Source organism: Geobacter sp., from assembly GCA_009684525.1.
Lineage (GTDB): Bacteria > Desulfobacterota > Desulfuromonadia > Geobacterales > DSM-12255 > Geoanaerobacter.
Window position 1 is genome coordinate 1 of record WKKR01000006.1, and the last position, 18,323, is coordinate 18,323.

At 60.3% G+C, this 18,323-nt stretch carries 18 protein-coding genes; 11 read left to right on the forward strand and 7 right to left on the reverse strand.

What is annotated here, in order from left to right:
- Both GJT30_16215 and GJT30_16220 read right to left on the reverse strand, forming a co-directional pair.
- Positions 1-357, reverse strand: a 357-nt coding sequence (locus GJT30_16215) for a YjbQ family protein (protein ID MSM41162.1), incomplete at its 3' end; no start/stop codon positions are given.
- A 23-nt stretch (positions 358-380) separates the two neighbouring features.
- On the reverse strand, positions 381-1,049 hold the full coding sequence (locus GJT30_16220; protein MSM41163.1) for a serine/threonine protein phosphatase: 669 nt from the start codon (positions 1,047-1,049) through the stop codon (positions 381-383).
- A gap of 70 nt (positions 1,050-1,119) precedes the next feature.
- On the opposite strand from GJT30_16220, the gene GJT30_16225 reads away from it, so the two are divergent.
- From GJT30_16225 to GJT30_16240, 4 genes are read left to right on the forward strand one after another with little or no spacing between them, the layout of a single operon-like run.
- Positions 1,120-2,283: a metallophosphoesterase gene (locus GJT30_16225; protein ID MSM41164.1), complete on the forward strand. Its 1,164-nt coding sequence runs from the start codon at positions 1,120-1,122 to the stop codon at positions 2,281-2,283.
- Between the two features lie 38 nt (positions 2,284-2,321).
- Positions 2,322-3,542: an 8-amino-7-oxononanoate synthase gene (gene bioF / locus GJT30_16230; protein MSM41165.1), complete on the forward strand. Its 1,221-nt coding sequence runs from the start codon at positions 2,322-2,324 to the stop codon at positions 3,540-3,542.
- Between the two features lie 9 nt (positions 3,543-3,551).
- Positions 3,552-4,379, forward strand: coding sequence for an alpha/beta fold hydrolase (locus tag GJT30_16235; protein ID MSM41166.1), 828 nt, complete (start codon positions 3,552-3,554; stop codon positions 4,377-4,379).
- The gene (locus GJT30_16240; GenBank protein ID MSM41167.1) at positions 4,366-5,184 is read left to right on the forward strand and encodes a methyltransferase domain-containing protein; all 819 of its coding nucleotides are present in this window, start codon (positions 4,366-4,368) and stop codon (positions 5,182-5,184) included. Before GJT30_16235 ends, GJT30_16240 begins: the two co-directional genes overlap by 14 nt.
- Positions 5,185-5,223: 39 nt before the next feature.
- On the opposite strand, the gene GJT30_16245 is transcribed toward GJT30_16240, so the two are convergent.
- From GJT30_16245 to GJT30_16265, 5 genes are all read right to left on the reverse strand, one after another.
- Positions 5,224-6,399 (reverse strand): methyltransferase domain-containing protein, encoded by a 1,176-nt coding sequence (locus GJT30_16245; protein ID MSM41168.1) that lies wholly within the window; start codon positions 6,397-6,399, stop codon positions 5,224-5,226.
- Positions 6,400-6,506: 107 nt separating this feature from the next.
- Entirely contained in the window at positions 6,507-6,785 is a 279-nt protein-coding gene (locus GJT30_16250; GenBank protein ID MSM41169.1) for a metalloregulator ArsR/SmtB family transcription factor, read from the reverse strand.
- 84 nt (positions 6,786-6,869) lie between these two features.
- Positions 6,870-7,844, reverse strand: a complete 975-nt coding sequence (locus GJT30_16255) for an ATP-binding cassette domain-containing protein (GenBank protein ID MSM41170.1) — start codon at positions 7,842-7,844, stop codon at positions 6,870-6,872.
- Positions 7,841-8,803, reverse strand: a complete 963-nt coding sequence (locus GJT30_16260; protein MSM41171.1) for an ATP-binding cassette domain-containing protein — start codon at positions 8,801-8,803, stop codon at positions 7,841-7,843. The genes GJT30_16255 and GJT30_16260 overlap by 4 nt, the downstream gene beginning before the upstream one ends.
- A gap of 107 nt (positions 8,804-8,910) precedes the next feature.
- Positions 8,911-10,998 (reverse strand): GAF domain-containing protein, encoded by a 2,088-nt coding sequence (locus GJT30_16265; protein ID MSM41172.1) that lies wholly within the window; start codon positions 10,996-10,998, stop codon positions 8,911-8,913.
- Positions 10,999-11,413: 415 nt separating this feature from the next.
- Between GJT30_16265 and GJT30_16270 the strand changes: the two genes are divergently transcribed.
- From GJT30_16270 to GJT30_16300, 7 genes are all read left to right on the forward strand, one after another.
- Positions 11,414-12,496, forward strand: a complete 1,083-nt coding sequence (locus GJT30_16270) for a SpoIID/LytB domain-containing protein (GenBank protein MSM41173.1) — start codon at positions 11,414-11,416, stop codon at positions 12,494-12,496.
- Between the two features lie 4 nt (positions 12,497-12,500).
- Positions 12,501-13,532: a tRNA preQ1(34) S-adenosylmethionine ribosyltransferase-isomerase QueA gene (gene queA / locus GJT30_16275; GenBank protein ID MSM41174.1), complete on the forward strand. Its 1,032-nt coding sequence runs from the start codon at positions 12,501-12,503 to the stop codon at positions 13,530-13,532.
- Between the two features lie 71 nt (positions 13,533-13,603).
- On the forward strand, positions 13,604-14,707 hold the full coding sequence (gene tgt, locus GJT30_16280) for a tRNA guanosine(34) transglycosylase Tgt (GenBank protein MSM41175.1): 1,104 nt from the start codon (positions 13,604-13,606) through the stop codon (positions 14,705-14,707).
- 99 nt (positions 14,708-14,806) lie between these two features.
- Positions 14,807-15,130 carry a preprotein translocase subunit YajC gene (gene yajC, locus GJT30_16285; protein ID MSM41176.1) on the forward strand — a complete coding sequence of 108 codons (324 nt, stop codon included), beginning with the start codon at positions 14,807-14,809 and terminating at the stop codon, positions 15,128-15,130.
- A gap of 82 nt (positions 15,131-15,212) precedes the next feature.
- Positions 15,213-16,814 (forward strand): protein translocase subunit SecD, encoded by a 1,602-nt coding sequence (secD, locus tag GJT30_16290; GenBank protein ID MSM41177.1) that lies wholly within the window; start codon positions 15,213-15,215, stop codon positions 16,812-16,814.
- Between the two features lie 12 nt (positions 16,815-16,826).
- Complete coding sequence (gene secF / locus GJT30_16295; protein MSM41178.1) at positions 16,827-17,735, forward strand: protein translocase subunit SecF; 909 nt, start codon at positions 16,827-16,829, stop codon at positions 17,733-17,735.
- 14 nt (positions 17,736-17,749) lie between these two features.
- The gene (locus GJT30_16300) at positions 17,750-18,316 is read left to right on the forward strand and encodes a tetratricopeptide repeat protein (protein MSM41179.1); all 567 of its coding nucleotides are present in this window, start codon (positions 17,750-17,752) and stop codon (positions 18,314-18,316) included.
- Positions 18,317-18,323 lie beyond the last annotated feature (7 nt).

Here is an 18,323-nt window from a genome sequence, read left to right on the forward strand (position 1 = left end):
AAATACCTGCTCCCACGGACCAAGCTCCAGTGCTCCTCCCGTTATGGCGATGACCACCTCTCTTCCCATGATGGAACGCTTCAGGTGTGCATCGGCATTGTCTTCGAAGCCATTGTGCCGGTATTGCGAGTGCGGGTGCTCCGGTGCCAGCCGTTCAAGCCATACCTCAAAGTCGTGATGAAGGCCGGACTCGTCGTCGTTGATGAACACACTGGCAGTGATATGCATGGCGTTGCAGAGGAGCAGCCCTTCGTGGATGCCGCTTTCCTTCAGGCACTCCTGCACATGCGAGGTTATGTTGATATATTCGCGACGATGGGTGGTCTCGAACCAGAGTTCTTTGCGGAAGTGTTTCATGCTGTTACCGCTCCGGTGGGTTATCAATCGCAGTAGGAAACATCGTACAGGGTCATTGTCCCGAGTTCGAGGGCGACAAGTTTTCCCCAGGCGGGGTTCTGTGAGTAGACGCAGCCGCCGTCCAGGGTGATGCAATCAGTGTCGAGGCTGTCCCTGATTTCGGCAAGGGGTAATGACGTATGGCCGCAGATAACCCGTCTCCTGTCGGTTCGCTTGTCATATGCCGGCTGACCTCGGCTCCAGAGCATTGCTTCGTGGTCGGCATAGGGATCTGCTGCGTTCCAGTTGATTCCGGCGTGGACCAGGACGAACCGGTCATGCTCCAGGTAGTAGGGGAGGTCGGCAATGAAGTTTCGGTAGAGGAACGGGATCTCGCAGGCATCCTCCACATTGAAGCTTGCAAGCGTCTGCGCCCCGCCGTTCAGCATCCAGAGCCGGAATGAATCCCGGTCCCGGCAGGCATTAAGCAACATCTCCTCGTGGTTGCCCCGCACTGACCTGATGAAATAGCCGGCAGAACGGAGCCGCATGAGGGTGTCCAGTACCTCCTTACTGCGCGGGCCGCGATCGATCAGGTCGCCGAGGAGATATACCCTGTCGGGCCGCCGTACCTGCAGGACCTTAAAGAGGAGATGGTGCAGAGTATGGGCGCAGCCATGTACATCCCCGATGACGAACGATCTTGTGGACATGGTTTCATTCTATCCCAGAGGGGTATCCAAGTAAACAGAGCTGTGCTAGAGTTTGTCGCAACAGGTGACCATGCTCCGCTTTCTCATTTCATTTTTCTCGCTCTACGGCCTGATGCATCTCTACCTCTATCTGCGGGTGCGGCCCCTGCTTGCTCCGGGAATGCGGCGGATTCTGGTGGGCTTGCTGTTTACCGCGATGGTGCTGGCGCCGCTACTCGTCCGGAGGCTGGATCGACTGGACCTGGAGGCATTGGCCATTGGCATTGCCTGGTGCGGCTATTGCTGGATGGGATTTGCCTTTCTCCTGGTTGTCATCCTGGGGTGCATCGACCTCCTGCGGCTCTTGGCCTGGATCTCTGCTTGTTGCGGGTTCGTGGTGCCTTCCCTGCCGGTGTTCTCGGATCGCAACAGGGCCTTGGGAGCGGTGCTGCTTGCTGCTTGCTGTACCCTGTACGGTGGCTACGAGGCGACACATATCCGCTCTGAGCATCTCACGCTCTATAGTGCGAAGCTGCCGGCCGGCAGCACAGGGATCAGGATTGTCCAGCTGTCTGATGTCCATCTCGGCCTGATGGTCGGTGAAAAGCGGCTGCGCAGCATGCTGGCGGTAGTTGCAGCGGCCCGTCCCGATATCCTGGTGGCAACCGGAGATATTGTGGATGGGCAGGTACAGAGACTGAACGGCCTGTCGCAGCAGTTTCTGGCGATTACACCTCGATACGGCAGTTTTGCGGTGATCGGTAACCACGAATACTATGCCGGCCTGCCCCAGTCCCTGGATTTCCTCCGTCGGTGCGGATTCAGGACCTTGCGTAGGGAGACGGTGAACGTGGCAGGCATGCTCACCATCGCCGGGGTGGATGATCCGGCAGGAGCCCGTTGGGCTGAGTCTGCACGGAGCGACGAGCAGGGCTTCCTTGCTGCCGACCCGGACAGACCGTATACCATCCTGCTCAAGCATCGCCCTGTCGTGGCACCGGAAAGTCGTGGCCGATTTGATCTGCAGCTGTCCGGTCATGTGCACAAGGGGCAGATATTTCCCTTCAATGCCCTCACCTATCTCTTCTTCCCGGTGCGCGCCGGGCTGAACCGGCTCTCTGACGGCTCGTCACTTTACGTCAGTCGCGGGACCGGAACCTGGGGGCCGCCGATCCGTTTTCTCGCGCCTCCCGAGGTAACGATTATCGATCTCCTCCCTGCACCCGATCTGAATCCTCCCGCTGATGTCATGTAAACTTCTTTGCTGGCACTGGTTGACCAGACAGCCCTTCTATGTTAGAACAACTCGAAACCTGGAGCGAAACGAGGGATGAGCTTGTGCTAGAGGAAATACGACAGGAACTGGATGAACTGAAGCGGGTGGGGCTCTACCGCTCCATGCGGCAGGTGCAGGGAGCGCAGGGGTGCCGGGTGGTTCTGGATGGCAAAGAGGTGGTCCTGTTCTGTTCCAACAACTACCTGGGGCTGGCCGACCATTCACTGCTCAAGGAAGCGGCCATCAGGGCGGTGGAGCGCTTCGGGACCGGCAGTGGGGCAGCCCGGCTCGTATCCGGCACCATGGAGCTGCACGGAGAACTCGAACGACGCATTGCCGCATTCAAGGGGACGGAGGCGGCACTGGTCTTCAACGCGGGGTATGCGGCCAATGTCGGGATCATTGGCGCCCTGGTCGGCAAGGGTGATGTCATCTTTTCCGATCGGCTCAACCATGCAAGTATCGTCGATGGCGCCATCCTCTCCAGGGCCAGGCTGGTGCGCTACCCCCACAACGATCTTGCTGCCCTGCGCCGCCTGCTGCAGAACACCGACTGCCAGGGGCGCCGTCTCATCGTGACCGACGGCGTCTTCAGCATGGACGGGGATCTGGCACCACTGGCCGGGATCGTGGCGCTGAAAGAGGAGTTCGGCTGCCTGCTCATGGTGGACGATGCCCATGGTTGCGGTGTCCTGGGGGAGCATGGCCGGGGAAGCGCCGAATGGTGCGGTGTCGCAGACGGCGTGGATATCCAGATGGGCACGCTGGGCAAGGCCCTGGGGAGTTTCGGTGCCTATGCCGCGGCAAAGCGGGAGATCATCGAGTATCTGGTCAACCGGGCGAGGAGCTTCATATTCTCCACATCGCTCCCCCCGGCTGTCCTGGCCGCATCCATTGCGGCCCTGGAGATCATCGAATCGGCAGAAGGCGCCCTACTGCGCACACGGCTCGGGCAGAACAGCGACCTGTTGCGCAGCACCCTGCAGGGCGCCGGCTTCGATACCATGGGGAGTGTGACCCAGATCGTGCCGGTGCGCGTCGGCGGCGCAGAGGAGACCATGGCGTTTTCCCGCATGCTCCTGGAGGAAGGGTTTTTCGTCCAGGGGATCCGCCCACCCACGGTGCCTGCTGGCAGCTGCCGGCTCCGCTGCACCCTCATGGCGACCCACAGCGCTGACGAGATCAGCCGTGCCTGTACAGCCATTGTCAGGGTCGGCAGGACGCTCGGGATCATCTGAGGTCCGATCATGCCATTCATCGAAACCGTTGACAGCGCGAGGATTTTCTACGAGGATCAGGGGGGCGGGCCGCCTCTGGTCTTTATCCATGGCTGGAGCATGTCAGGGCGTGCCTGGCGGTTTCAGGCCGAACCATTCGCCGCTGCCGGCTATCGGGTCATTGTTCCCGACCTGCGCGGACATGGGCAGTCGACAGCGCCAGGGGGGCAGGTGACGCTGCAGGGCTGCGGAGATGACCTTGCGACACTGTTCTCGGAGCTGGGTCTGTCCGGGGTGGTGCTGATCGGCTGGTCGCTGGGGGCGCTCGTGTCACTTGCCGCTTTTCCCCGGCTTCGCTCAAGCCTCGAAGGGATGGCCCTTGTTGGTGGTACTCCTCGCTTCACCGCTACTGAAGGGTATCCGCACGGGGTGGCTCCCACAGAGCCCAAGGGGATGGGGATACGTCTCAGGAGGGATTTCCAGAAAACCATGGGGGAGTTTTTCCGGGGGATGTTCGCGAGTGGTGAGCTCTCGCGGCAGCAGGAAAACCGGATAGCGCGGGAGATTGTCATGAGGGGGCGGCAGCCCGATCCGGACGTTGCCCTGTCGACCCTTGCCATTCTTGCCTCGGCAGACCTTCGCGCCGGGCTTGGCGCCATCGACCTGCCGGTAATGCTGCTGCACGGGAGTCTCGATACGGTTTGCCCTGTTGCGGCCGCCCGCTACATGGCGGAACAGATCCCCGGTGCTGGTCTGGAACTGATGGACGGCTGCGGACATGCGCCGTTCATGTCCCATCCCGAAGAGTTCAATCGCCGCCTCGGCGGTTTCCTGGAGCGGGTGCATGGCCGGCATTGACCGACAGCGGGTCCGCAGCTCTTTTCATGCCCATGCCCACGATTACGACCGTCATGCCATGGTCCAGAAGCGGGTGCTCGCGCGTTTCATCAGCCTGCTGCCGGGGAGCGACGAAGCAATCTCCAGGGTCCTGGACATCGGATCAGGTACAGGCGCCCTGCTGCAGGAGTTGTCGCACCGCTACCCGAGCGCCTCTCTGTATGGCCTCGATCTGGCTTACGGCATGGGGCTTGCGGCCCGGGAACGGATGGCCGGAAACAGCCGGGTCGACTTCCTCACTGCAGATGCCGAAGAGCTCCCCTATGCTGCGGCTTCCCTCGACCTGGTCGTTTCAACCTCCACCTTCCAGTGGTTGGAAACCTTTGAACAGGCCTTTGGCGAGATCCGACGGGTTCTCAGGCCGGGTGGCCAGTTCTGCTTTGCCCTGTTCGGGGAGAAAACGCTGCATGAGCTGCGCACCGCCTACAAGACCGCTGCCAGAGGGGTATCAGACGGTGCCGATGACAGGACCCACCGTTTCAAGGCCGTGGACGACGTGGCCGTGGCGCTGCGCGTCGTCGGGCTGGAGCCGGCCTATCTCGTCTCCGAGTTCGAAGTGGAGCTGCACCCCGATGTGGCGCATCTGCTCCGCTCCATCCGGCGGATCGGGGCCGGGAACGCGGTGAAGGCCTCGGGACGGGGGTTGGCCGAGCGACGGATCATGCTGGAGATGATGGAGATCTATCAACGGGAGTATGGGAGCGGGGAAACGATCCCGGCGACCTACGAAGTGATCTACGGCGTGGTGCGGAAGTCTTCAGGGTGATCTGCCCCGGAGCTGGCTGTCGGCACGGCCCTCGTTCGCTCAGACGGCCTGCAGGACACAGCATTTGAGGTATTCTGTCTCGGGAACCGCCAGGAGTACAGGGTGATCCGGTGCCTGGGAGTGTACCGAACGGAGCCGGAATTCCCTGCGGGCCTGGATGGCGGCGTTTCTCAGCAAGTCGGTGAAAAGCTCGCGCCCCATGTGGAACGAGCAGGAACAGGTGATGAGGAAGCCCCCCGGTCGCAACAGCTCCATGGCCCGTCGGTTGATGGTGAGATACCCCTTTTCCGCTTCCTTGAGCGCCTTCTTGCTTTTGACGAATGCAGGGGGATCAAGGACGATCACGTCGAAGAGCCTCCCTTCGCCATGCAGGCTGCGTAACCGCTCGAAGACATCCACGGCCTGAAACTCCATCCGCCCGGCAACGTTGTTGCGAGCCCCGTTTTCCCTGGCCAGGCCGATGGCCCGCTCCGAGATATCCAGGCAGGTGACGCCGGCGGCGCCGAACGCTGCCGCATGCACCCCCCAACTCCCCGAATAGCAGAAACAGTCCAGCACCTCTTTTCCCGCAACGATCCCTTTCAGCAGCAGGTGGTTTTCCTTCTGGTCGAGAAAGTGGCCGGTCTTCTGTCCGCTCAGGAGGGATACCTGAAAGGTAAGTCCATGTTCCTCGATCTCGATCCGGTCGGGGATGTCGCCCCGGAGGACCTCCACCCGGTCGTCGAGCCCCTCCAGGCTGCGGACCGCCACGTCGTTCCTGGCTACGATGCCGGCCGGCGACAGGAGTTCCCCGAGTGCGGCAACGATCAGATCGCGCCGTGCATCCATGCCGTAGGAGAGGAGTTGCAGGGAAAGATAGTCGCCGTACTTGTCGACCACCAGTCCGGGGAGGAAGTCTCCTTCGCCGTGCACCAGCCTGAAGGTGGCCATATCCGGATAGAGGGACCGGCGCAGGGCAAGGGCCTGGCGCAGCCGTTCCAGATAAAAGGTGACGGAATCGATGTCGATGCGGCTGCGGGAGAGAAGGCGGGCGGCAATCAGGGAGTGGGGGTTGTAGTAACCGGTGCCGAGAAATTTCCCCGAGGCGGCAAAAATCTCTGCCGCTGCTCCGGGCGCTCGTTCACCGCGGATATTGGCGATCTCGTTGCTGAAAATCCAGGGATGGCCGGAAAGGACGCGCCTCTCCCGTCCCGGCGAGAGTTCAATGCTCACCATGGCTGATGCGCCTCGTACAGGGTAGGCCCACTGTTCACCGTGGCCAGTGGCTGGTAAACTGAAGCCCCCTCTTCAAGAGAGGGCGAGGGATGAGCTGGAATGGTTGATCAGGTGAGGAGGATATCAACTATTTTTTTTGCGAGAGGGTTGGTTACGGCATAGAAGACCTCGACGCCGTCCCGTTTCCCCTCGATGATTCCCTTGTTCTTCAGCAGCGCAAGATGCTGGGAAACCGTTGCCTGTGGCAGGCCCAGGCATTCCCAGATATGCTTTACGTTGCATTCCTTGGAGCAGAGTCCAGCAACGATCTTCAGGCGGACCGGGTGCCCCAGTACCTTCAGGATGTCGGCCTCGGCATCAAAATTCATCTGTTTATCGAAATCCATGGGAGCTCTCCCTCCTGCTGCATCTAACCTGGACAATTGACATGTTTGTATAGTGTCTCTTTGTGCAAATGTCAATAAAAAGTCTTAACGAAAAAGATCGTTGCTGAAATGACAGGCTGCCCAGTGGCCGGGCTCCTTCTCGTCGAGCTGCGGCGTCTCGGCCCGGCAGATCTCGCGCGCGTAGCGGCAGCGGCTGCTGAAGGGGCATCCGGCGGGGATTGCCAGGGGGCTCGGAACGTCGCCGGCAAGGACGATCCGCTGTCGTTCTTTGTCGGCACCAACTCGGGGGATGGCCGATACCAGCGCCTCGGTGTAGGGGTGGAGGAAGGAGTCGAAGATGGCATCCCGCGTCCCGGCCTCAACGATCCTGCCCAGGTACATGATGGCGATCCGGTCGCTGATGTGCCGCACCACGGACAGGTCGTGGGCAATGAAGAGAAAGGCCAGCCCGTACATTTGTTTCAGGCTCATGAGAAGATTGATGATCTGGGCCTGGATGGAGAGGTCGAGGGCTGAGACCGGTTCATCGGCGATGACTACCTGCGGGCCGGCAGCCAGAGCCCTGGCAATGCCGATCCGCTGACGTTGGCCACCGGAAAACTCGTGCGGGAACCGTTGGGCGTGATCAGGGCTGAGCCCGACCTGCTGCATCAGGTCGGCGATCCGTTCCTGCAGGGCCTTGCCCCTTGCCAGGCCGTGGATCTGCAGTGGTTCGCCAATGGTCTCGCCGATCCGCATACGGGGGTTGAGGGACGAGAACGGGTCCTGGAACACGATCTGCACCCCTTTGCGAAAGGTGCGCCGATCCGCGGACGTCATGACAGAGAGGGGAGTGCCGCGATAGAGGACCTCGCCGCCGGAAGGGGGAGTGAGCCCCATAATCAGCTTGGCAAGGGTTGACTTGCCGCACCCCGATTCCCCGGCGATGCCCAGGGTTTCGCCGGCTTCCAGGCGGATACTGACGCCGGCGACAGCCGTCAGCACCTGGCGTGGTCCGAAGGAGGGGGTTGTGGTAAATCGCTTCGTGATTTCCCTGGTTTCCAGGAGTGGCATGGTCATGGAAATCTCCAGCACCTGACCAGGTGCCCCGGCTGCGGCTCGCGCAACGGCGGCGTTTCCGTGCGGCACTGCCAGTCGTGTGCCGGGCAGCGGTCACAGAAGCCGCAGCCGGCCAGATCGCCGCCCAGATCGGGGACCTGGCCGGCAATGGTTGCCAGCTCTGTTCCCGGAGGGGTGTTTTGCGGCAGCGCCCTGAGGAGCCCCTCGGTGTACGGGTGGAGCGGAGATGTAAAGAGTTCGCCCGTGGGTGCGGTTTCCACGATCTGCCCCGCATACATGATGGCTGTCCGCTGGGCGTTTTCGGCAACGACCCCCAGGTCGTGGGATATGAGGATCATGCCCATCCGGTGTGCGGAGCGAACCTCGTTGAGCAGGTCAAGGATCTGGGCCTGGATGGTGACGTCAAGAGCAGTGGTCGGTTCATCGGCAATGAGGAGCTCTGGACGACAGGCCAGGGCCATGGCGATCATGGCGCGTTGACGCATGCCTCCGGAGAGCTGGTGCGGGTACTCGCGGCAGCGCGATTCCGGAGCGGGGATGCCCACCTGGCGCAGGAGATTGATGCTTTCAGCAAGCGCATCCCGACGGGACAGGCCCCGATGGAGTTGCAACCCTTCGACAACCTGCGAACCGACGGTCAATACCGGATTCAGGGAGGTCATCGGCTCCTGAAAGATCATGGCGATCCTGGCCCCCCGGATACGCCGCATCTCCGCGTCGTCCAGCTGCAGCAGGTCGGTCCCGCCCAGCTTGATGGAGCCGCTGACAATTCTCCCCCCCGGGGGAACCAGGCGTAGCAGGGAGAGAGCCGTCATACTCTTGCCGCAGCCCGATTCGCCGACGATCGCCAGGGTTTCTCCTGCCTCGACGGTGAAGCTCACGTTGCGTACCGCCTTGACATGGCGGCCGGAGAGTTCGAAGTGGGTAGCAAGTCCTTGGACGTCGAGCAACGGGGTCACGGGGTAGTCCTGACGGTAGAATGATGCCGGCTGCAGGCATTGTCCGCATATATATCATGAGGGTGTGGGAGGTGCAAACGGTTTGCCGTCACGGAAAGTTTGACCGGCTATACGCTGCAGCAGCTGATACCGGCGGGGACAGTTTCGGCAGGCGTCTGCAGGGAATCTGCCGGCTCTTCCTCTGCCAGCGCCGAGATGAACTGTTCCACCAGCTCCGGATCGAACTGGGTTCCGGCATGATCGCGGAGCTCAGCGATGGCAATGGCAACCGGCAGGGCCTTGCGATAGGGACGGTCCGAGGTCATGGCATCGAAGGCGTCGGCGATGGCCAGGATGCGGGCCTCCAGCAAGAGCGATTCCGAGCCGTGGCACTGCGGGTAACCCTGTCCGTCGAAGCGCTCATGGTGCTGGCCGATGCAGATCCGGACATCCTGGAGAAACCCGATCGGTTCCAGGATTTTCATCCCGATGGCCGGATGTTCGCGCATCTGGATGATCTCATTGCTGGAGAGCCCCCCTTTTTTGTGGAGCAGGGTGAGGTCGATGCCGATCTTGCCGATATCGTGCAGGATCGCGGCCCGCTCGATGATGTTGAGGCGCTCGGGAGGGAGGTCGAGCTTTTTCGCCAGGAGCAGGCTGTAGTGGGTCACGCGTTCCGAGTGGCCGCGCGTGTAGCTGTCGCTGGCCTCGATGGCAGAAACAAGGGACTGGATGGTGCTGAGATAGGTTTTCTGCTGTTCGTCATAGAGCTTGGCGTTGTTAATGGCAATGCTCGCCTGCCCGGCTATGGTGGTCAGGAGTTCCAGGTCCTCGTTGGAAAAGGAGGTATTGTCCCAGCGGTTGATGACATTGATGGTGCCGATGACCTCTTCCTTGACCCGCAGCGGCACGCTGATCACAGTCTTCTTCTCGAAGCCGAGCGGGCTCTGGGCGATGAAGTGCGGATAATCGGCCATGTTGGAGATCAAAAGCGGTCTCCGGTGGGCAACCACCCATGACGAGACTTCGCAGGCATCTGCCGGCACGGTGAACTCTTCCATGGGGAGCTTCTGCTCACCCAGGAGGGTGGAAATGGAGATGGTTTGGGTCTCGGTGTCGTGGAGGGCAATGAAGCCGATCCGGGCCTGCAGCGTCTCCATGGTGGATCTGACCACCAGGTGAAAGAGGGGACCCAGCTCCATGGTCGATCCGATGGCAAGGCCCACCTTGTGGAGGGTGGAGAGCCTTGCCACGGCACGTTCCAGGGTCGAGTTCTTGTCTTCCAGTTCTCCGGCCAGATCCGCAATCTTGTAATTCGCCTCTTCGATCTCCTCGATCCGTTCCACCAATGAGCGGTTCAGCGCTTCGATCTCCCTGAGCTGCTGTTCCAGCTGCTCGTTCATGATCTGGGTTTCGTGGTGGTGCTCCAGCTTATCCTGCGCCCGCACCAGTTCCCCCTCGTTCTTCACCGCATTTTCCATGAGCAGGTGCAGCCGTTTTACCATACGGTTGTAGTGCCGCGACAGGAGGTTCATCTCTTTGCTGCTGGTAAAGGTCGGCGTATGGGCGAATTCACCCTGTTCCAGGCGCTGCATGGCGTTGATCAGGATGCTGACCGGTTTGTCCAGGTAGACTACCATCAGCAGCGAGATGGAGATTACCAGGAGCAGAATGATGATGGCAGTGGCTATGACGGTCTGCTTTCTGTTCTCCGAGACGATGCCGTGCACGTAATCCAGCGATGTCTCGATCTCCAGCAGGCCGAGGACCTTTTGGGACGATTCGTGACAACGAATGCAGGCCGGGGCATTGAGGATAGGGGAAATGCTGACGAAGACCCTGTTGTCCAGGAGGCTGGCTGATGACTGCACCCCTCGCCGGTAGGCGATCAGGGCATTGCTGAAGGCGGTGGTCCCGATTTCCGAATGGTTTGCCGAGTTGAGTACCTTGCCGGATTCGTCGATGATCCGGAGGGTCTTGATCATGTTCTTGGAGGTGATGTGGGAGAAGATCTTCCTGATCTCGTCCGAGTGGCCGGCAAGCATGGCATCGGTGATAGAGCCCTTGATGGTCTCGGTGAGCAGGGCGGTGTTCCGTTCAGCGATGCTGAAGATGATCTGGTTCTGATAATTGAGATTCAGCAGAGCTGAAATCGAAACGATCGTTGCGACGACAAGGGCGGCAATGCCGAGAATTTTGGTTTTGAGCGAAATCATGGGCTGTAGGGCAATCCTGTTTGTCAGCTGAGCGACGGGCCGGTGTCTCGAAAGCGCGGATAGATCGGGTTATTTGGCGCACCGGAATCGTGCAACGCATGGGAATCATGCGGTCATGAACGGCTGACCTCGGGCAATACTGCTGCAGACCTCTCTTCCGGCTCTCCCTGTCAGTGCCCGCAGGGGCCAGTCGGGGCTGCATGTGACACTCTTGACAATGTGAGCGCCACCCCCTATCATGACCGCCACAACATCTATAGCACATCTCGCGACATTTCTCATTAAGCAATTCGCCAGCCAATGTGTCAGGTCCCGCCGACGGCGAAAAAACATTGACTTTGCGTACGATTTTGTGATTTTATCTTAAAGTTTTGCAAAGGTTAGATGCGTGCGCCTTTTCCTGATTTTACTGCTCATGCTGCTCATTCCGGCAGTGACGACAGGGTCCTTCCCCTCGCAGCAGGAGATGATCCGGGTCGCGTTGCTCAAGGGGGGCGAAAGCGTCAGGATAGACGGTAACGGCATCCTGGCCACTGACGACGCCGGCGAGCCTCTCCGCCTCGGATTCCCCGTTGAGATCCGCAGGGGCAAGGGAGGAGTGGTGATCAACGGCCGGACGCTTCGGGGGCTCAAGATCTCCGCTCCGGTCTTTGTACAGGTGAACGGCAAGGGGTACCGCGGGGTTATCGAGGTTTCTTCTGCCGACAAAGGCCTGCTGGTCGTCAACGAGCTACCCCTGGAAGAGTACCTGGTCGGTCTGATCAACTGCGAGATATCGTCCCAGTGGCCGATGGAGGCGGTGAAGGCCCAGGCGGTCATTGCCCGTTCCTACGCGATCTTCCAGAAAGAGGCGCGCAAGAATGCCCCCTATCAGCTCGAATCGTCCGTTCTGGATCAGGTCTATGAAGGGTGCGACATCGAGGACAGCCGGGCGGCCCGCGGTGTCAAGGAGACTGCCGGCGAGGTGTTGACCAGTAATGGCGCGGTGATCCAGGCCTTCTATCATTCGAACTGCGGCGGCCATACCGAGGCCGCGGAAAATGTCTGGGGGTACGGGCTCCCCTACCTCCAGGGGGTGAGCTGCAGCTACTGCCAGACCGCCAATCCGTATCGTTGGGAGCAGCGCATTTCACTCAAAAAGATCGAGACGCAACTGAAAGGTGCCGGCTATGCCGTTGCCGGACTTCGGGACATCCGTCCGGGCGTGCGCAACAAGAGCGGGCGGCTGAACGAGGTGATCCTGTCGACGGCGCGGGGGCGCGTTGCGGTTCCTGGCGCGGGATTCCGCAAGGCGCTCGGCTATAGCGTCATCAAGAGCACCAACTTCGAGGTGCGGGTCGTTGACGATGACGCCTTGATCAGCGGCACCGGATACGGCCACGGCGTCGGTCTCTGCCAGTGGGGCGCCAAGCAGCGCGCCGCAGACGGGTTCACCTACCGGGAGATCCTGTCGTACTATTATCCGGGCACCAGGCTTGTGAACATATACGGCGAGTGAGTCCATGCACCTTGCCGAGTTCGACTATAACCTGCCGCCTGAGCTGATAGCGCAGGTGCCGGCAGAGCGCCGCGACGCTGCCCGCCTGATGACGCTGCGCAGGGCGGATGGCCTGATCGGGGAGACCGTTTTTCAGGAAATCCCCGCCCTTTTCAGGCCGGGAGACCTCCTGGTGCTGAACGATACCCGGGTGATTCCTGCCCGGCTCTTGGGGCAGAAGGAGAGCGGCGGCAAGGTCGAGGCCTTTCTGGTGCGGCGCGTAACGGGAAGCGATGAGCATTGGCACTGTCTGGTCAAGTCCTCCAAGTCTCCCCGGCCCGGCACCCGCTTCCTGTTTCCTGGAGGGGTTTCCGCCCAGGTTGAAGGGCGGGGTGAGGGGGAGTGCTGGCTTCTTTCCTTCAGCCCGGTTGCCGGGTTCGGCGCCTGGCTCGAAACGTACGGCAGGGTTCCGCTGCCCCCCTATATCAAGCGCCAACCCGGTGCTGCCGACCGTGAGCGGTACCAGACGGTCTTTGCCGCGGCAGATGGTGCGGTTGCCGCACCGACGGCCGGGCTGCATTTCACCCCGGAGCTTCTGGCCGCCGTGAAATCCCGCGGTGTGACGGTTGCGCCGCTGACTCTCCATGTCGGGCTCGGCACCTTCATGCCGATCCGCAGCGAGGATCTCCAGGAGCACCGGATGCACCGGGAGCGGTACCTGATTCCCGAGGCAACAGCTGCCCTGATTCGGGAAACGCGCCGCAGCGGCGGCCGGGTGGTTGCGCTGGGCACCACGACGACACGGGCGCTGGAACAGGCTGCGACAGAGGATGGCGAGATCGTTGCCGGTGAGGGGGAGGCTGATATATTCATCCGTCCCGGCTATCGGTTCAGGGTGGTGGATGCCCTGATCACCAATTTCCACCTCCCCTGTTCAACCTTGCTGATGCTGGTTGCCGCCTTTGCCGGCAAGGATTTTCTCTTTAACGCGTATGCCGAAGCGGTTGAGCGGAGGTTCCGTTTTTACAGTTACGGCGATGCCATGATCATCTATTGAGGCCGTGACAGGCAATGGGCGGTGCAGGGGATGAGACTGCGCCGGATGTCACGCATTGCGAGTCAACGAATTTGTCTGCAATCGATTTCAAGTTGCTGAAACAGGACGGGAAGGCCCGGCTCGGTTCTTTGACAACCCCCCACGGGATCATCGACACGCCCATCTTCATGCCGGTCGGTACCCAGGCCACGGTCAAGGCGATGACCCCCGAGGAGCTGAAGCAGGTCGACGCCCGGATCATCCTGGCCAATACCTACCATCTCTACATCCGGCCCGGCCACGAGCTGATAGCCCGGATGGGAGGGCTGCACAAGTTCATGGGGTGGGACAGGCCGCTCTTAACCGACAGCGGTGGTTTCCAGGTCTTCAGCCTGAGCGAGCTGCGCAAGATTACGGAAGACGGGGTCAGGTTCCAGTCCCATCTGGACGGTTCCTATCACACCATCTCGCCGGAAGGGGCCATTGCCATTCAGGAGGCGCTCGGGGCCGACATCATCATGTGCTTCGACGAGTGCCCCCCGTATCCTGCCGAATATCAGTATGTCAGCACCTCCATGGAGCTCACCTCCCGCTGGGCAAAACGGTGCAAGGAGGCGAAAAAGCGGCAGGACCAGGCGCTGTTCGGAATCGTGCAGGGGGGGATGTACCCGGAGCTGCGGGCACAAAGTGCCGCCGACCTCAGGGAGATCGGATTTGACGGGTATGCCTTGGGGGGGCTGTCGGTCGGCGAGGCGCCGAATCTGCGCTATGAACTGATGGAATGCTGTTCCGGCCTGCTGCCGACGGAACAGCCGCGCTACGTGATGGGTATCGGCACCCCGGAGGACCTGGTCGAAGGGGTCTACTCGGGTTATGACATGTTCGACTGCGTCATGCCGACCCGCAATGCCAGAAACGGCATGCTCTTTACCAGTTCGGGCCGGATCAACATCAAGGGTGCCGCCTATACCGAGGATAGCGGGCCCATTGATCCCGAATGCAGCTGTTATGTCTGCCGGAATTACAGTCGCGCCTATCTCCGCCATCTCTTCCGCTCCGGGGAGATCCTGGCGGCGCGACTCAATACCTGGCATAACCTGCACTACTATCTGGCGCTGATGACTGACATGCGTGCGGCCATAGCAGCCGATCGTTTCGAGGATTTCCGGCGGGAGTTTTACGCCAAGAGGCAATAAACCGGGAACAGGGGGCGGAGACAGGGGGCGGCACGGAGTCGTGCTGTCTCCTGTCCCCGGTTCCTGCTCCTTCATCCCTGATTACTTGGAGGTTACACTATGTTGGGTTTGGCTTTTGCAATGGGACAACCGCCCGGTGGCGCTTCGGCTGGGGGGGCGCAGAGCGCTTTGATGAACATGATTCCCCTTATCTTCATGTTCGCCATTTTCTACTTTCTCCTGATCCGGCCGCAGCAGAAAAAGGCAAAAGAGCATCGTGCGCTGCTGGACTCCCTGAAAAAAGGGGATCTGGTCATCACGGCCTGCGGCATGCACGGCAAGGTGACGGCCATGGAGGAGACGGTGATCCAGTTGGAAATCGCAAACGGGGTGAATGTGAAGTTCAACAAGGGCCACATCGCCAGCGTTGTCAAAAAGGATTGATGCGAAGATGATCTGCCGGATGCACGCCCTGTGGTGAGCATCCGGCAGGTCATCCCGCATGACTGAAAGGAGCACCAAACGTATGTCAAAGGGCTTCGGCTGGCGTGTCAGCCTGATCGTGCTGTTTCTGCTGCTGTCGTTTCTCTACATGGTCCCGACACTGGTCGGCACGCTGCCGTCATGGTGGAAGGGGTGGCTACCCGCTGACAAGATCCATCTCGGTCTTGACCTGCAGGGGGGGTCTCATCTGGTGATGGAGGTGGATACGGTGAAGGCGGTCGAAGGTTCACTCGACCTGATTGCCACCGATCTGGAGGATACCCTCACCGCTCAGAACCTTCGTTACAAGCGGATAGCCCGGGTGGCACCCGACAAGGTGCAGCTTACCCTGTACGACAAGGGTACTGCCGACACTGTCCAGGCCCAGGTGAAGAAGAAGTATCCGGAGATGGAACTGCTTCCCCCGTTTGACGAGGGTGGTTTTGTCAATATCCAGCTCCGGATGAACGAGAAGGTCGCCAAGGACCGCCAGGACAAGGCAGTGGCACAGGCGCTGGAGACCATCCGCAACCGGATTGACCAGTTCGGCGTTTCCGAGCCGGTAATTGCTCGCGAAGGCCTCAGCAACATCGTCGTGCAACTCCCCGGCATCAAGGACCCGAAGCGGGCCATCGAGCTGATCGGCAAGACCGCCCGGCTGGAGTTCAAGCTGGTGGACGAAAATATCAATGCTGCTGCGGCAACTCCCGGAACGGTCCCTGAGGATGAGGAGATCCTGGTGGAGAAGCGGGTCGACCAGACCACGGGTGCCGTCTCCGAGATTCCGCTGGTGGTGAAACGGAAGGCGATGATCACCGGTGATCTGCTCACCGATGCACAGGTGCGGATCGATTCCCAGTTCAACCAGCCGTATGTGGCCATCGAGTTCAATTCCACCGGAGCCAGGCTGTTCGACCAGGTCACGGCCGCCAACGTGGGCAAGCGGTTCGCCATTGTCCTCGACAACACGGTCTATTCTGCACCGGTTATCCGCGAGCGGATCTCCGGCGGCAGCGCCCAGATATCCGGTTCATTCACCGAAAAAGAGGCAGCCGACCTGGCCATTGTCCTGCGGGCCGGATCGCTCCCCGCACCGGTCAAGATCATCCAGAACGTGACGGTCGGCCCGTCCCTCGGACAGGATTCCATCAACAAAGGGCTCATGGCCGGTATGGTCGGTGTTCTTCTGGTGGTGATCTTCATGGCGATCTACTACAAGATGTCGGGCCTGGTGGCCAACATGGGGATGGTACTGAACATCATCTTCCTGATGGGAGCCCTGGCTGCGCTGGGCGCGACCCTGACCCTCCCCGGCATTGCCGCTATCGTCCTGCTCGTCGGTATGTCGGTCGACTCCAACGTACTGATCTTCGAGCGTATCCGGGAGGAGCTGCGGCTGGGCAAGACACCGTCGGCCAGCATCGATGCCGGCTATGACAAGGCCTTCCTCACCATCATGGACTCGCACGTGACCACGCTCATCACCGCGGCAGTGCTGTTCCAGTTCGGCACCGGGCCGGTAAAGGGATTTGCCGTCTCCCTGAGCCTCGGTATCATCATCAACCTTTTCACCTCCCTGGTGGCCACCAAGGTGGTCTTCGACTTCGTCCTCACCCGTTTCAGGGTCAGGAAACTGAGCCTTTAACGGAGGAATGTCATGGAAATTATCGGAAAAACAAATATAGATTTCATCGGAAAACGGAACATCGCCTTCGTGATTTCGGGTATCATGGCCCTGGTGGGGATAGTCGCCATGATTCAGATCGCCCGCGGTGCCGCCAACATGGGGATCGACTTTTCGGGCGGGACCGCGATCCAGCTCAAGTTCGCCCAGCCGCTGCATATCGATCAGGCCCGCGCTGCCCTGGCCAAGCACAACCTGAAAGAAGCAAACCTCCAGGATATCAAGGAGGGGAACAAGCTGCTGGTCAAGGTGGGCAGAACATCCCTTGAGACCGGCAAGGCAGCCGACACCATCGAGGATGTCTTCAAGAAGGAGTTCCCCACCAATACCTTTGTCGTGGAGAGTTCCACCGAGATCGGCCCGTCCATCGGCGACAAACTGCGCAAGGACACCCTCGTTGCCATTGCCATCTCCTTGCTGGGGATCATCATCTACATTGCCTGGCGCTTCGATCTCAAATTCGGCGTCGGTGCCACCCTTGCCACGCTGCATGACGTCCTAGCCATGTTTGCGGTCTTCTTCGTGCTGGGGAAAGAGTTCAACCTGCTCTTCATCACTGCCGCGCTGACCATCGCCGGGTATTCGCTCACCGACACGGTGGTGGTTTTCGACCGTATCCGTGAGAACCTGCACAAGGATCTCAAGGGATCGATGCTCAACATCTTCAACAAGAGCATCAACGAAGTGCTGTCGCGGACCATCGTCACCTCACTGACGACCTTTCTCGCTTCGGTGGCGCTGTTCCTGTTCGGAGGCGAAGTGATCCACGATTTCGCCTTCGCGCTCGTTGTCGGCGTGGTTGTCGCTACCTATTCATCCATCTTTGTTGCCAGCCCCATTGTCGCACTCTGGGAAGAAAAGGCTGCCAAAGCGAAAGCATAAAGGAGGTACGAGCATTGAGCAAAGAACAGTTGCTTGTCGCAGTTGTCGCCCTGATCGCAGGTCTCTTGATCGGTTACATGTTTTTCACCAGCAAGGCCGAACGGACGCAGATCAATGCGCCATTACCCATGGGGTCCGGTTCTCCCACCGATTACCAGGCGAGGATCGCCGAGGCGGAAAAGCTGGTCAAGCAGGACCCGCGCAACCTGCAGGCCTGGGTACAGCTGGGGAATGACTATTTCGATACCGATCAGGCCCAGAAGGCGATCACCGCCTATGGAAAGGCCCTGGAACTCGATCCCAACAATGCGAACATCCTGACCGACCAGGGCATCATGTACCGCAAGATGGGATGGTTCGACAAGGCGGTCGCCAACTTTGAAAAGGCCCAGCAGATCGATCCAAAACACCTGCAGAGCCTGTTTAACCTCGGGGTTGTCTACGCCAACGACCTGAAGCAGCCCGACAAGGCTATCGTCGCCTGGAACCGGTACCTCGCCATGGATTCCACCAGTCCGACGGCACAGCAGATCAAACAGATGGTGGAACAGTTAAAAGCCAGCCCGCACGGGATGAAGTAGACTCCAA